The following is a 14573-nucleotide window of genomic DNA, read 5'->3' on the forward strand; positions in this document are numbered from 1 at the left end:
AGGAGGAAATTTTAAATTATGAGTATTATGGCATTAGAACAATTGGCGAGTTATATATATGAATTCTGTGGCATTGACTACTCCAAAAATCTTCCTTCACTTGAAAGTAAGATAACCTATAGAATTAAAGAGCTTAGACTTAGTATTTGGGAATATTGCGGGTACGTTAAAATAGAAGAAAAAGAAAGAGATACATTAATTGAACTAATAACAGTAAATGAAACTTATTTCTTTAGAGAAGAAAATCTATTAAGAGAATTGCAAACTAATATTTTACCAAAATTTGAAGACTATTTAAAGGAAAAAACTTTTAGAATCTGGTGTGCGGCATGTTCAAGTGGGGAAGAACCCTATACATTAGCAATGTTAATAAAAGAAACAATGCTTTTTGAAAAAAGTTCTGTTGAAATAATAGCCTCAGATATTAATAAAAAAGTATTAGATAAAGCTGAGAAGGGAGTATACAGTAGTAAATCTTTGTCCTTTAGGAAGATGCCTTATGGAATGTTAGATAAATATTTTGATAAAATTGAAGATGACTACAAGGTTAAGGATGAAATAAGAAAACTTGTAAAGTTTAAGAATTTAAATATGTTTGATAAAAATATCGAACAAGAAGTTGGAAGAGTTGATATAATACTCTGCAGGAATGTTTTGATATATTTTGATACAGAATTTACTAAAAAAGCTGCTCTTTCGTTTTACAATATTCTTAATGAAACAGGATATTTATTTTTAGGCCATGCAGAAACAGTTACTAATGTCAATCCAGGCTTTGATACTGTTTATACTCCATCGATCTTTTATTATAAGAAGGGAGAGAAAGCATGATGAAACAATATGGTGTTTTAGTTGTAGATGATTCCTCCTTTATGAGGAGATGTATAAGCCTTATTATAGAAAAAGATCCTCAATTTTTTATAATAGGAATCGCGAGAAATGGATTGGACGCAATAGAAAAGATACAAAGATTAAAACCTGATATAGTAACATTGGATGTAGAAATGCCAGAAATGGATGGAATAAGTGCCCTAAAAGAAATTATGAAAACTTGCCCTGTACCAGTTGTGATGCTGAGTAATCATACGGAAGATGGTACTAGGACAGCACTAAAGGCTTTAGAGCTCGGAGCAATCGATATTTTCTTAAAAGGTTCATTAGTAGGGGAGAACATAAAAGAGGAAACAATAAATGATTTTCTTAGTAAACTAAAAGTAATTGCAGACAGTAGTAAGGTACAAAAGAATAAAGAAGATAGTAATGCAGATTTAGAAAATATTAAATATGATAAACAGCAGATTAATTGTGGTGAAAAACTCATGAAGAGGGAGCTGCTTATTATTGGGTGCTCAACAGGAGGACCATCCGCACTTCAATCAATATTGCCAAGATTTCCAAAGGATTTATGCAGGCCAGTTATTGTAATCCAGCATATGCCTCCAGGATTTACTGGACCGCTAGCTGAAAGATTTGATACCATATGTAATCTACATGTTAAAGAAGTAGAGAATGGAGATATACTTGAACGAGGAAAAATATATATAGCACCAGCGGGATTTCAAACACTATTAGAAAAAAGCCAGGATAATAGCATAATTTTTAAAGTTGAGGATATGAAAAATGTAGACAGCCTATACAAGCCATCAATTAATGTTACTTTAAATTCGGCAGCGCCTATTTTTAAAGATAAGCTAGTCTCTGTAATTTTAACGGGAATGGGTAATGACGGGTTAGCAGGCTGCCAGAATGTAAAAGATAATAATGGATATGTTATAGTTGAGGCAGAAGAATCCTGTATAGTTTATGGCATGCCTAAAGTAGTGTTTGAAGCAGGTCTTGCAGATAGTCAGGTAGCACTAAGCGACATGTTTGAGACAATAATGTTGAATTTATAGCTTAATAGTAATTATAACCTAATAATGTACCTAAGTAATGGAGGAGAACCAAGCCCAGATGGAAATGGAGGAGGTTATCCTTCTTATTTTGTTTCTAGAAGAAAGTTAATGATAGAGCCTGTGGATATAAAAATATGTATATAGAGTTAGGAAATTAAGGTATCATAAGAACATATTATAATTAATTTACAACAGTAATATTATATGTTACTACATTTTTAACATTAGGAGAAAAGCTATATGAAAGATTTATTTACAATTGGAGAAATGTCAAAGTTGTTTAATATTAATATTAAGACATTAAGATATTATGATGAAATAGATTTATTTAGACCTATATTTATAGATAGAACTAATAACTATAGGTTTTATTCAACAGAGCAATTTGAACAGTTAAACACAATAATGTATTTAAAAGCAATTGGAATGTCTTTGAGTACAATAAATTTTTATTTAAATAAGCGAAGTATTGATAACATAACTGAATTATTAAAACAGCAAAAAGAAATTACAAGGAAAAAGATAAAGGAACTGCAGTTTATAGAAAAGAAAATTGAAAATAGATTAAAGCAAATTAACTATGCAAGGCAATATGATAAATTAGATGTAATTCAGGAAATTGAATTTGATGAGAGAAATATTGTGTTATTAAAACAAAAAATAAAATCAGATAAGGATTTAGAGTTATCTATTAGAAACTTAGAGAATAAGACTAACAAAAATGCTTCTATTTTCAATGGGAAAGTAGGAGTATCAATTTCTAGAGATAATTTAAAAAATGGAATCTTTGATGAATACGATTCGATTTTTTCATTTACAGAAGGCGAAAAATACAATAAAAAATCAATTAAAATTTTACCTAAGGGCATTTATGTTACTATTCGTTTTAATGGAACTCATAAAGGTTCTCCTAAGTATTATGATGAGATTTTAAAATATATTGAAGAAAAGGAATATAAAATTATTGATGACTCAATAGAAATAACACTTATTGATTTCGGTTTAACTACTGAAAAATCAGAGTTTGTAACTGAAATTCAGATATTAATAAATTAATATTGACACTCCAGTTACTGGACACTTTATAATTTCTAACATAGATTAAGTGAATCTTAGTTGAACTTATCTAGGGTCGTGCCACTGTTATCTCGCATCTTAGAGGATGGTAGTCTTACAGTGGCTAGACATCAGATAGCAGGAGGTGTTAAGGTGATTGGAACAATAGTAAATTGTATTTCTATTATAAGCGGTAGTATTTTAGGAGCAGCTTTTAAAAAAGGAATAAAAGAAGAGTACAAGGATATAATGCTGCAAGCAATGGGATTATCAGCAAGTGTTCTAGGGATTAGTTCAGCTGTTAATAGCATTTCTAAGAGCAAATATCATGTTTTATTTATTATAAGTATCGCTATAGGTGGACTTATTGGACAAAAAGTTGGTCTAGAGAGGAAAGTTGATAGTGTTATATCAAAATTTTCCAAAAATAATTTAGTAGAAGGATTATCTACAGCAGTATTATTGTTTTGTGCAGGGACATTATCAATTTTAGGGCCACTTGAAAGTGCTCTAAAGGGAGATAAAACATTGTTATATACTAATTCTATGTTGGATGGTATTACTTCAATTGTTCTAGCTTCAAATTTTGGAATCGGAATAATAATTTCATCTATTATATTATTTATATGGCAAGGTCTTATTTATCTATCTGCAAATATTGTATCAGGATATATAACTGCTGATTTATTAAATGAGATATCAATAATTGGTGGTATTTTGATATTAAGCTCAGGATTAAACATATTGGAAATTAAGAAAATAAAGGTTCTGAATTTATTACCATCTTTGTTTATTCCTATTATATTCTTTATTATTAAGGATTTAATATAAGTAAATTATAAAATGATATTTTGAGGAGGATAATTATGAAATTTAGTGTATCAAAAGAAGTCTTTGATAAAATGGATAATATATGTTTTGGAATTGTAGTAGCAAATGGAATAAATAACGAAGAAAATAAGGAAATAACTGAACTTTTGAAAAGTAGTATAGAATTAATAGAAACAAAATTTCAAGATAAAAAAGTAAAAGAATTAGAGGAAATAGAATATTATAGAGATTCATTTGTGAAATTAGGTATAAATCCTAATAAATTTATGAGTTCTATAGAGGCAATAATTACAAGAGTAGCAAAAAAGAAAGGATTTCCAAGCATAAATCCAATTGTTGACTTAGGAAATGAAGTATAAATAAAATATCTTGTTCCACTTGGAGCTCATGATATAGAAGCTTCAGAAGATGATATTTGTATTAGATTTTCAAAGAAGGGGGATAACTTTATACCATTTGGAGGAAATTAAGAGGAATGTTTAGATGATGGTGAACTTATTTATTCTGTAGGCAAAGAAGTAAGAATAAGAAGATGGATATGGAGACAAAGTGAACAAGGAAAAATTACTAGGGAAAGTAAAAATATATTTTTTCCCATCGATGGATTTAAAGATAAAAACTATAATAATGTAATTGGTGCGAGGGACGAGCTAGCAGAATTATTAAAAAAGTATTTTAATTGTCAGGTAAAGATAGGATTTGTTGATACAAATAATAATGAATTTGAATTTTAACTAAAATATTAATCATAGTGTCTTCATTTGTATTATCTATGCTTTTAGTAGAGCTATTTAAACCATTTACTGGTAGAAGCTTTGGAGAAATGTATTACGGATTTTATACATTTGATAAATTTAAAAGTTCAGATAATAATGGCAAAACTTTAGGCTAAAATATTTTCGTCACAGACTTTATGTGATTTTAAAATATTATCAGATAATTAAGTTATAAAGAGGGATATCACTTATTGGTGATACGGTGAGCCATATTATAAACAAATGCGGACTTTACTAAAACTGGATATAAATTTGTTAAAACAAAACTTAGCATATAAAATAAATATGGTAAGTTTTGTTTTTTTATTTGTATGCTATAATAGTGCAGTTTTGCTTTAATAATTTTACAGTTGAATAAAAAACAGATTCTTAAGTTACTTTTAATGACTCAAAAATTTTTTCTATCGGCGTACCGCTTGCGGCAGCTTTGTAAATATATATTACTTTGGACTTTTCTAAATTTTTTAGCAACTTTATATCCAGTATTAAAGTGAAGAGAATCAGTACAGTATATTTTGCAATAAGTATAATTTACTAACATTATGATTAGATATCTATTAATGCTTTTTCCACTTCTTACTTGATATCCATCTAGTCCTAAGTACGTTTTGCAATCTCTAAAAAATGGTTCGATTGCCCATCGGTCAGTATATTGAGTTAAAATATCTAACGGTGCTAATGATTTCTCTAAGGAAATAAAAGTTTTCAATGCTCCATCTTTTTGGAAAGCATCTTTAGGATAACTTAAAACAATAGAAACATTCTTTCTATCTTTTAAGTTGCCAACATAATTGTAAATGTAGTATTGCTTATCTTTGACGGTGACGAGGTCAAAGTCTTCAATATTTAATAATTTAGCAAACTTATGAAGTTTTATTCCTAGCCTTTCATGGCCATATGGAAAAATAACTCTATTAGTTTTCAAAGCACCAATATAGCTATAGCCGGCTTTTTCAGAAGCATTAAAAATATCCTTACAACTATACCAACTATCTGCTAACACATAGCCTTTATTTTCAGGCTTTGGAAGTGTTGTAATTAATTTTGAGTTAATTCTATTTTACTCATATATTCTTTATCATAGATATAAATTGAGTATGGCAGCACCAATCCGTCACACGATAGTAAAGAAACTACTATTTGATGACTATATACATTCTTACCTTTTAAATGAGAATATAATTGTGTTCTGAAACATTTATGTATGGCTCCTTGCTGGCATTGTTGTGTGGTAACTCAATTATAACAAGGATTTATCATAGATGTTTTTCTATTTTATTCAGTTGTAAAATTATTCAAGCATTTTTGCACTATTATAGGTACTAGTTTGTACAATATGAATTTGCCAATTCTAGTAGTTTTTTACTGACTATTTTCAAACCATCCAACATTTCAGTAAGTTCCTGTGTGGCACCAGCTTGCTCATGAGTAATTATTTTGCTTTGTTCGGCGTTTTTCAACACCTGATCGACTGAATCACAGAAGTTATTAATCATGCTTTCTATTTTTAGGGTAGATTTATTGCTCTCTTCAGCCAATTTACGTACCTCTGAGGCTACAACCGAGAATCCTCGACCAAATTCACCAGCTCGTGTGGCTTCTATGGCTGCGTTAAGGCCCAATAAGTTACTCTGTCTAGACACTCTTCGAATAATTTCAAGAATATCAGAGGTCCTTTCTACTTCACGACTTGTATTTTTAGCAATATTAGCAGCTTCATTACTAAATGCAACTATTTCTTGAGATGATGCGCTTAGTTCCTCAACAGCAGCGACTGCTCGTTCAAGAGCAATATTAATTTCAATAACACGTTGTTGGATTTGCTCTGATCTCTCAAAATCGCGCGTACGTTCTAATTCCTGAGCCTTAATAATTCTAATTGCCTCGTTGATTGCTGTTTTCAAAGATATTGGTCCAGAATTAATAATTTCAGCGCTCAATCCAATCTCTTTTGCTTTTTGAACAACTGTTTTATCACCTACTATACCTTCAATCCCATCGCGAAATAATTTTTCGACAGTTGGAATAATGTCTTTTCCATTTTGACATGGATGCATAAAAATTTCTAAATCTCCGATTCTATAATCCTTCACTATACCTTCTATAAAATTGTCCATACCAACTATCCCTACCTTTTTTACACCAGAGCTTGTAATCTGGTGTAGAGGTAAAATAAAATCATCTAATGTAGCTGTTATTGCTACTATCATTTTGTTAGGGATTTTTCGTAGATCATTCACCGTACCACCACGACTAACGATAACATTAATATCAGGATATCTCTTGGCTATATCTATAGCGGTATTATTAGTACCAATTTCGATAATATAACTTTGATTAGTTTCTTTCATAATCGATTGTATCATTTCTTTCATGCTTTGTGACGGTATAATGAACAAAATTGATTCCATGAGCTTTAACCACCTTCCATATTAACATCAGTTTATTATTATATATTTTATCGTTTTAACGTTTACAAAAACTTGATGTTTATTCTTGTCCATATTCATATACTACTATCATAATTCTTTACTGTCAAATTTAATTTCTTTACTTCAAACATAATAAATTGTTTACAGAAGTATTTATTTATTATAATTTGATATATTTCTTTGATTCAAACATGATAATATGTTATTATATATTTATAATCAATAAAAAATAGGAGGTATTATTATGTCTCGTAAATTAGTTGACAATATTATAAATCAAACCAAAACACTGCTTTTTAATTTGAAAATCACACTTCACACGTGTCAAATGGATGATGTACTGTTTAAGGTGCCAATTTGGCAACGTTTATACTACAATATGCATTCTCTTGATCAATGGTTCATTAGTCCTGAATGCTATTGTGAACCATCGTTTCATGAATCTGGTCTAAATTCACTTGATGTCCCTAGTGAAAAGGTTTTGAGCCGAATGGAGTTGGAAACTTATTTTGATGAAATTGAAAATAAGATTATGGAGTATTTAAATCAATTGGATGATAATATGTTAGGTGAAAAACCGGAAAATTGCTCTTATACACGATTAGAACTAATATTAGGTCAGTATAGGCATCTAATGTATCAAGTAGGAATTATTAATACTGCTACTACCTTAAAAACAAACAAGCAGCCTAAGATAATTGGAATGATGGCAAACTTTCCAGATGAAGAGCATTACTATGAATGAAACTAATTGTGAAATACTCTTAATTATAGAACAAATTAAGCAGATTTATTAAAGTGCACTTAAAACAGAAAAATCTCTCAATAATTAAAATTGAATGATAATTATTGAGAGGCTTTTGGGTTTTAAGCGAAGAGAAGTGTTGCTCATGATTAAAAATTAATCATGAGCAACACTTATTTGATTTCTGATTTTTATATATTATCGTACTATATCCATTGTAGCATCTTTAATTTCTTTCTCCATGATTTCCCACGCCTTTTTTATATCTGGATTCTTATTCCATAAAGCAGGTGGTCCTAAGACTACAACATCTGTTCCAGCTTCATATAGGGGGCCATATACATCACCATTCATGGATCCATCTGCTTCAATTAGGAAATTTAATTTCATCTCTTCTCTCCATTTTACAAGAGTTCTAATTTTATCATACATCTGTACAATAACTTTTTGTCCTGCATATCCTGCATCAACAATCATTATCGTTACTTTATCAAGAAGTGGTAAGTAATAACGAATTGCTTCAAGTGAACTTGCGGGGTTCATTGCAATACCAGCTTTGCACCCCAATGATTTGATTTTATTCAGAGTTACAAAGGCATCACTTTCAACGCAGTCGGTGTGTACAGTAATATATTCTGCACCTGCATTTGCAAACATTTCAAGAAAATTTTGTGGATGCTTTACCATCAAATGTGCATCCATAGGCGTTTTGACCTTGTCTTTTATATAATTTAAAAAATCAGGTCCTATACCAAATGTCTTTACGTAATTTCCGTCTTTTACATCCATATGCAGAAAATCTGCATGCTCATCAATAAATTTAATTTGTTCCTCCATTTTAAACATATCACAACAACCTAAAGATGGCGCAATCATTAATTTTTTCATTTTTTATCTCTCCTCTAATATATTATTTTTAAAAATGAATTTAATATAAATTATCTTCATTTTTGTATTGTACACGAGAAATTTATTTACAGCCTTTTGTGATTTAAACATAATTATTTAAAAGACTTTTTCGATATGTTATTTACTCCTGAACTTATTTCTTCGATTGATTTTTGTCTAGTTTCAATACCAATAGTGGCAATAATAAAAGCTACAAAAATAAGAACTGTTCCAAGAACGATAAAAACCGCAATAGATCCATAATTAGTCATAAGCCATGCTACTCCAAATGGTGTGAAAATTGTTACAACTCTTCCAATGGCATTACATATTCCGGAACCCCTGAGACGAATTTCAGTGGGCCATAGTTCAGGAACATAAACTGCAGATGCAAAACACACATACATATAAAGAAAAACGATTAATGAAAACCCTAGTATAACAATCATTACTTCTGAGCGTTGAATTGAGTAAATATAACCTAAAACAGAAATTAAAAGTAACAGTATAACTCCCATCCACTTACGAGAAAATTTGTCTATTATTCGTGTTGTAATAAATACTCCTAGTGGAGCACCAAACATAATAAGGGTAGTCATAAGAATAGACTTGGTGATATTTATACCAGATGACACAAATATTGTTGGAATCCAAGTAGTAATACTATAAAGTGCTGTATTCATTCCTATAAGCACAAAACTTCCAAGAATTGTTCTTTTTAATAGAAAACCTTTAAATAAACTTGTAAAAGGTATCTTTTGTTTATCAGAAGATTCCTCAGAAGATTTTTCAACAGTTTGTCCATTTACTGGTGGTAGTTTGATTCCTTTTTCAAATTCTATTTGTTTTTCAATTTCAGAAAGTATTTTATCAGCTTTATCATTAAGTCCACATGAGGCATACCATCGTGGTGATTCGGGAACATTGTGTCTTGCAAACCATAGAGCCAATGCACAAAGTCCACAAATGAGGAACATTGCACGCCAACCATAATTAGGACCTAAAACTGGCATTACCAAAAGACCAATTAAAGTAGCTAATGGAGGTGCACAGTTACCGACTAATGATAATGTAGCGGACCATTTACCGCGATTCTTTGCAGAAATAAATTCGGTAAATGTAGCAAACCCAGCAACGATCTCAGCACCTAATCCAATACCTGCGAGTCCACGTAGTACAATAAGCATAGTCATATTAGTTACAAATGCTGATGCTATTGAAGCGAGACCAAATATAAGTAGGTTAATTTGGTAAGCAAATTTTCTTCCTAGATGATCACCAGAAAAACCTGCAAATAGAGAACCTAGGAAAAGCCCAGCCATGGTACAAGAAGTAAACATTGCATTTAAATAGTTATTTGACCAACCATTTTTTACCAATTGAGCTAAAACGATTCCACCTAAATAATTATCAACGCCGTCTATTAATAAACCCAATCCAATCAACCAGAAAATTTTATAATGCCATTTTGATGTAGGTAAACGATCAATTCTGGCACCAATAAGATTTTGTATGTCCATATAAATTCCTCCCTAAATTGTATTAAAAAAATATAGAAGTATAAATGTTATTAGTTTTTTTTAATAATCTCATTTATTAAAAAAAGTATACCTTTACAATAAGCACCTCTAGTATATAAAATAGTATATTTTTTGTTTAATGTCAATAATAAATGTTTGTTTTAAAAGAAAAATATTGTTTTTTAAGATTTGTTTATTGAATAATGTTAAAAGGAATAATTGCGCATATAATTGGGCTATTTCAGTTATTAATTCTGTATATAAACTTGTAAAGTAAGCATTAACTATTTAATTTACACGCTAATTTATGAATGATTACAAATGAATACATATTTTGAAACACTATAAAATGTGAGTTTCAATAAAAAAATGTCTGAAACAAATATTATTTTGTTGACAATTAATAAATTTGAATGTATCATGATATTTGTAAACTGTTTCAAAAATAATTTTTCTGAAACAAAATAATAAAAATAGGAATTAGTTAAGTTTAAGATACTGTAAATATTAACTTAGCTAATTGCAATATAATTTTAGGAGGAATTAGTTATGAAAGCATTAGCAAGGTATGGTAAAAAATTTGGGGGATACAGATTTATTGATGTTCCAGAACCAAAATGTGGAGATGAAGATATTATTGTAGAAATTAAAGCAGCAGCAATTTGTGGTGCAGATATGAAGCATTTCAAAGTTGAAAATGGATCAGATGAATTTAATTCAATCCGTGGACATGAGTTTGCAGGAGACATTGTTAAAGTGGGGAAAGATGTTAAGGATTGGAAGGTTGGCCAAAGAATAGTTTCTGATAATACTGGTCATGTATGTGGGACCTGTCCATCTTGTGAATCAGGAGATTTTATTACATGTCCTGAAAAAGTTAATTTAGGATTAGACAATAATAGATGGGGTGGAGGTTTTACTAAATATTGTGTAATTCCTGGAGAAATTTTAAGAATACACAAACATGCTATTTGGGAAATTCCAGAGAACATTAAATATGAAGAAGCAGCAGTACTTGATCCAATATGTAATGCATATAAAGCTATAGCTCAAAGATCTAAACTTCTTCCTGGACAAGATGTAGTTGTGTTTGGTACTGGTCCATTAGGATTATTTTCAGTGCAAATTGCTAAAATTATGGGAGCAGTTAACATTGTTGTTGTTGGATTAGAAGATGATACTAAAGTCCGTTTTGGAGTTGCAAAAGAATTAGGTGCTACTCATGTAGTAAATGGATCTACAGAAGATGTTGTTAAAAGATGTAGAGAAATTTGTGGTAGAGACAATCTTGGTTTAGTTGTTGAATGTTCAGGTGCTAACATTGCATTAAAACAAGCTATTGAGATGCTTAGACCAAATGGTGAAGTTGTCCGTGTAGGAATGGGATTCAAACCAATGGAATTTTCAATAAATGATATTACAGTAAATGCAATTAGCATTATTGGTCATATGGGATATGATACAACATCTTGGAGAAATGCGATTCGCCTTTTAGAAAGTGGTCAAATTAAAGTTCAACCATTAATTACTCATAGAATCGGTCTTTCTGAATGGGAAAAAGGTTTTGAAGCAATGGCAAATAAGGATGCAATAAAAGTTATAATGCACTATGACTGCGATTAATAAAATAATTACAGCAATAATTTATTATATAGAAAATACCACCGGTTAGACCGGTGGGACTTACTAAATTTCTGAAATAAAGAGAAATTAATACTTTAATCTTATAAAATCTGATTTGTTTTACTATAAAAGTTTTTTTAGATACTCATATTTTAGGGAAATTAACTTACTTAATACATTATGAACAATAAATAATAGAAACTCATAAAAAAGATATCGTTACTAATGTTGTGGTTTATCAAAATAGTAAATTCATAACTAATCATTTGTAAAGTAATTATGTTTGGAGGATTTTATATTATGAATAGTAAAGTGGCAAAACCAAATTGTGGTGCAAGGCTTGATCGTCTCCCTAGTTCTTCTTGGCACTGGCAAATGTTTTCTTTAGTTGGATTAGGATTATTGTTTGGAGGAATGATTAATAGTGTTGGGGGGATAATTCTAGCACAGTTAAAAGTTCTTGGGTGGACAGATAATTCTACAAGTGCTATATTTTCTTCTTTGACAACTGCTGGTATGTTTTTGGGATCAATTTTAGGCGGAATTATTGGTGATAAGTTTGGACGTAGAAATGGATATAGGATATGCATGATACTATATATTATTCCAATGATTGCTGCAGCTTGTGCACCAAGTATGACATTTATTATAGTATGTCGTTTCTTAATGGGCTTTGGTCTTGGTGCATTACTTGTAACATTATTTGCAGGATTTACGGAGTATGTACCAGGGGATAGCCGTGGTACATGGTCTGGAAGAAACTCATTTCTTGGAAACTGGGCGTATCCAATTTCATCATTGATTTCAATGGTTATTACACCTCTTGTTGCGCCAGATATGAGTTGGAGATTAATGTTTGCAATTCCAGCTATACTTTCAATTATCCTTTTCTTTTTTGTAAATGCAAAATTCCCAGAATCTCCACGTTGGTTAGAGTCACAAGGCAGATATGAAGAAGCAGAAAAATTAATGTCAGCAATTGAAGCAGAAGTGGAACGTAAGACAGGTCAAAAATTAGCTCCTGTTGAAGAGATACCTGCGGAAAAGGCAAAGGAAAAAGTTATTCCATATTCTCATTTATTTAAAGGGGAATTATTAAAAAGAGTTATTCTTGGTGCGTTTGTATTAATTGCAATGAATGTTATTCAATATACATTGATTAATTGGTTACCTACAATTTTTCTTCAACAAGGTGTTGATATTAAAAAGTCTGTACTTATGAATACAATGAGTATGTTTGGAGCCCCACTTGGTGTATTTATTGCAGCAATTGTAATGGATAAAGTTCCACGTAAAGTAATGGGTATTGGATTATTAGTATGTATGGCGGTACTTGGATATATTTATTCTTTACAAACTGATATGACTATAATTAGTATTATTGGATTTTTCTTAATTACGATTGTTTATATGTACGTTTGTTATGCATCGGCTGTATATGTTCCTGAAATTTGGCCTACTGAAGCAAAATTACGTGGTTCAGGTCTTGCTAACTCAATTGGACGTATTAGTGGTATTTTAACACCATATGCTGTAGCAGCATTATTAACAAGTGCTGGAGTAAAAGGAGTATTTACTCTATTAGGTGCAGTAGCTATTATTGCAGCATTAGCAATAGGATTTTTAGGTATTGACAGTAGAAAAGCTTCAGTTGAAGAAATAGGTTCTATTGCAGAATAATAAATATGTTGTAATGGGTTTGTTCTAATATACGACAAACCATCCATCAAAATGTGACAGAAAGGATTTGAGATAAGTGAAAAATACAGAAGCAATTTTAGTTGTCCCTGGAACAATGGAGATAAAAGAAGCTCCAATGCCTGTTCCAAAAGAAGATGAAGTATTAATTAAAGTAGAGTATGTGGGAATCTGTGGATCAGATGTGCATGGATTTGAATCTGGACCATTTATACCACCATCAGACCCAAATCAAAAGATTGGATTAGGACATGAGTGTGCTGGTGAAGTTGTAGGAATTGGTACTAAAGTAACTAAGTTCAAAGTAGGAGATAAAGTTTGTATTGAGCCTGGAGTTCCTTGTGGGAAATGTCGTTTTTGCTTAGAAGGTAAATATAATATTTGCCCGGATGTAGATTTTATGGCGACTCAGCCTAATTATAGAGGTGCTTTGACAAATTATTTATGCCATCCTGAAAGTTTTGTATATAAGCTTCCTGATAATATGTCAACAATGGAAGGGGCATTGGTTGAACCAACAGCAGTTGGTATGCATGCAGCAATGGAGGCAGGTGCAAAGTTAGGTAAAAAAATTATCATTCTTGGTGCAGGCTGCATTGGTCTAATGACTTTACAAGCTTGTAAAGCTATGGGTGCGACAGAAATTGTAGTAGTAGATGTTTTACCTAAAAGATTAGAACTAGCAAAGAAACTTGGGGCAATGGAGGTTGTTAATGGACTAGAAGAAGATACAGTTGCAAGGTGCAAAGAGATTCTTGGTGATTTAGGAGCAGATATTGTATTTGAAACAGCCGGATCACAAATAACAGCAAAACAAGCACCACTTTTAGTAGTACGTGGTGGGAAAATAATGATTGTAGGTACTATTCCAGGTGAAACTCCAATTAATTTCTTGAAAATTAATAGAGAAGTAACAATTCAGACTGTGTTCCGCTATGCAAATCGTTATCCAACTACTATAGAAGCAATTTCATCGGGTGGTATTGATGTAATATCAATGGTTACTCACATTTACGACTATAAAGAGGTGCAACGGGCATTTGATGAATCTGTTAATTGTAAACAAGATATTATCAAAGGTGTTATAAAAATAAATAATTAGAAAAAAA

General features: G+C 30.8%; 14 protein-coding genes. 10 read left to right on the forward strand and 4 right to left on the reverse strand.

Features of this window, described 5'->3' with window-relative positions:
* Nucleotides 1-18 precede the first annotated feature (18 nt).
* From L3B96_RS21685 to L3B96_RS21710, 6 genes are all read left to right on the forward strand, one after another.
* Nucleotides 19-831: a protein-glutamate O-methyltransferase CheR gene (locus L3B96_RS21685; protein WP_238900584.1), complete on the forward strand. Its 813-nt coding sequence runs from the start codon at nucleotides 19-21 to the stop codon at nucleotides 829-831.
* Nucleotides 831-1895, forward strand: coding sequence for a chemotaxis response regulator protein-glutamate methylesterase (locus L3B96_RS21690; RefSeq protein WP_343073105.1), 1065 nt, complete (start codon nucleotides 831-833; stop codon nucleotides 1893-1895). The genes L3B96_RS21685 and L3B96_RS21690 overlap by 1 nt, the downstream gene beginning before the upstream one ends.
* A 240-nt stretch (nucleotides 1896-2135) precedes the next feature.
* Entirely contained in the window at nucleotides 2136-2951 is an 816-nt protein-coding gene (locus L3B96_RS21695) for a MerR family transcriptional regulator (protein ID WP_238948545.1), read from the forward strand.
* 153 nt (nucleotides 2952-3104) lie between these two features.
* Entirely contained in the window at nucleotides 3105-3782 is a 678-nt protein-coding gene (locus L3B96_RS21700) for a DUF554 domain-containing protein (protein WP_238948546.1), read from the forward strand.
* Nucleotides 3783-3817: 35 nt separating this feature from the next.
* Entirely contained in the window at nucleotides 3818-4141 is a 324-nt protein-coding gene (locus L3B96_RS21705) for a hypothetical protein (RefSeq protein WP_238948547.1), read from the forward strand.
* A gap of 392 nt (nucleotides 4142-4533) precedes the next feature.
* Nucleotides 4534-4674, forward strand: coding sequence for a hypothetical protein (locus L3B96_RS21710; protein ID WP_238948548.1), 141 nt, complete (start codon nucleotides 4534-4536; stop codon nucleotides 4672-4674).
* Between the two features lie 272 nt (nucleotides 4675-4946).
* Here the strand turns inward: L3B96_RS21710 and L3B96_RS21715 are convergent, their stop codons facing one another.
* Together L3B96_RS21715 and L3B96_RS27355 are read right to left on the reverse strand one after the other, a co-directional pair.
* Nucleotides 4947-5561 carry a transposase gene (locus L3B96_RS21715; protein ID WP_238948549.1) on the reverse strand — a complete coding sequence of 205 codons (615 nt, stop codon included), beginning with the start codon at nucleotides 5559-5561 and terminating at the stop codon, nucleotides 4947-4949.
* A gap of 319 nt (nucleotides 5562-5880) precedes the next feature.
* Complete coding sequence (locus tag L3B96_RS27355) at nucleotides 5881-6969, reverse strand: PrpR N-terminal domain-containing protein (protein WP_275297311.1); 1089 nt, start codon at nucleotides 6967-6969, stop codon at nucleotides 5881-5883.
* Between the two features lie 265 nt (nucleotides 6970-7234).
* Between L3B96_RS27355 and L3B96_RS21730 the strand changes: the two genes are divergently transcribed.
* Nucleotides 7235-7735, forward strand: coding sequence for a hypothetical protein (locus L3B96_RS21730; RefSeq protein ID WP_238948550.1), 501 nt, complete (start codon nucleotides 7235-7237; stop codon nucleotides 7733-7735).
* A 198-nt stretch (nucleotides 7736-7933) separates the two neighbouring features.
* On the opposite strand, the gene L3B96_RS21735 is transcribed toward L3B96_RS21730, so the two are convergent.
* Both L3B96_RS21735 and L3B96_RS21740 read right to left on the reverse strand, forming a co-directional pair.
* Complete coding sequence (locus tag L3B96_RS21735) at nucleotides 7934-8623, reverse strand: ribulose phosphate epimerase (protein ID WP_238948551.1); 690 nt, start codon at nucleotides 8621-8623, stop codon at nucleotides 7934-7936.
* 113 nt (nucleotides 8624-8736) lie between these two features.
* A complete protein-coding gene (locus L3B96_RS21740) occupies nucleotides 8737-10143 on the reverse strand; it encodes an MFS transporter (protein WP_238948552.1) in 1407 nt (468 codons plus the stop codon).
* Nucleotides 10144-10692: 549 nt separating this feature from the next.
* Here L3B96_RS21740 and L3B96_RS21745 point away from each other — a divergent pair.
* The 3 genes from L3B96_RS21745 to L3B96_RS21755 all read left to right on the forward strand — a co-directional run bounded on the left by L3B96_RS21745 (nucleotide 10693) and on the right by L3B96_RS21755 (nucleotide 14566).
* Nucleotides 10693-11766, forward strand: coding sequence for a zinc-binding dehydrogenase (locus L3B96_RS21745; protein WP_238948553.1), 1074 nt, complete (start codon nucleotides 10693-10695; stop codon nucleotides 11764-11766).
* Between the two features lie 300 nt (nucleotides 11767-12066).
* Nucleotides 12067-13446 carry an MFS transporter gene (locus L3B96_RS21750; protein ID WP_238948554.1) on the forward strand — a complete coding sequence of 460 codons (1380 nt, stop codon included), beginning with the start codon at nucleotides 12067-12069 and terminating at the stop codon, nucleotides 13444-13446.
* A gap of 76 nt (nucleotides 13447-13522) precedes the next feature.
* Nucleotides 13523-14566 (forward strand): NAD(P)-dependent alcohol dehydrogenase, encoded by a 1044-nt coding sequence (locus L3B96_RS21755; protein WP_238948555.1) that lies wholly within the window; start codon nucleotides 13523-13525, stop codon nucleotides 14564-14566.
* The last annotated feature ends 7 nt before the right edge of the window (nucleotides 14567-14573 follow it).

The sequence above is a fragment of the Clostridium sp. YIM B02569 genome (assembly GCF_022320765.1).
Classification (GTDB): Bacteria; Bacillota; Clostridia; order Clostridiales; family Clostridiaceae; genus Clostridium; species Clostridium beijerinckii.